We start from the raw sequence: 998 nt of genomic DNA on the forward strand, positions 1-998 counted from the left end.
GAACAGCGGCGCCGTCGCGCCGCAGTCGCAGGCGACACCGCCTGCCTCGACGAACCAGCCCGCCGCGACGGCACCTGCCCAGCAGGCTCCGGCCGCAACCGGTCAGCAGCCCGCGCCGGCGACGACGACTCCCGCGCCAGCCGACAACGGTGGCGTTCCGACCGGAAAGTAATTCCGGTCGCCGAAGATCATCCCCGGCAGGTCCTCGGATCTGCCGGTTTTGTTTTGTCCATATTCCGCGTTCTGTAGCCAAAATTCCGGAAAAGAATTTTAGGGCTAGCGGAATCATTTGTGAAAAGGTATCCGGTGACTCCCATGGCGCGATATGTATTCATCACAGGCGGCGTGGTTTCTTCCCTCGGAAAAGGAATTGCGGCTGCGGCTCTAGGAGCGTTGTTGCAGGCTCGTGGTTATCGCGTTCGCCTGCGCAAACTCGACCCCTATCTGAACGTGGATCCGGGCACCATGAGCCCGACCCAGCACGGCGAGGTCTTCGTTACCGACGACGGTGCGGAAACCGACCTCGATCTCGGCCACTACGAACGCTTCACCGGCCGCTCGGCCACCAAGACCGACAACATCACCACCGGTCGCATCTACAAGAACATCATCGACAAGGAACGCCGCGGCGATTATCTCGGCGCCACCGTCCAGGTCATTCCGCACGTCACCAACGAGATCAAGGATTTCGTGACCGAAGGCAATGACGATTATGATTTCGTGATCTGCGAGATCGGCGGCACGGTCGGCGACATCGAAGCCATGCCTTTCATGGAGGCGATCCGCCAGCTCGGCAACGATCTGCCGCGCGGCACGGCAGTCTACGTTCATCTGACGCTGATGCCCTATATTCCCGCGGCCGGCGAGCTGAAGACCAAGCCGACGCAGCATTCCGTCAAGGAACTGCAGGCCCTCGGCATTCATCCCGACATTCTGCTCGTGCGTGCCGACCGGGAAATCCCCGAAGCCGAACGCCGCAAGCTTTCGCTGTTCTGCAA

Annotated in this window: 1 protein-coding gene; it reads left to right on the forward strand. The window is 61.1% G+C overall.

What is annotated here, in order from left to right; translation table 11 throughout:
* Positions 1–306: 306 nt before the first annotated feature.
* A partial coding sequence (pyrG, locus tag Q4Q11_RS31860) for a CTP synthase (RefSeq protein ID WP_498571985.1) occupies positions 307–998 on the forward strand: 692 nt, incomplete at its 3' end.

The sequence above is a fragment of the Rhizobium sp. UFLA01-1127 genome (assembly GCF_059803845.1).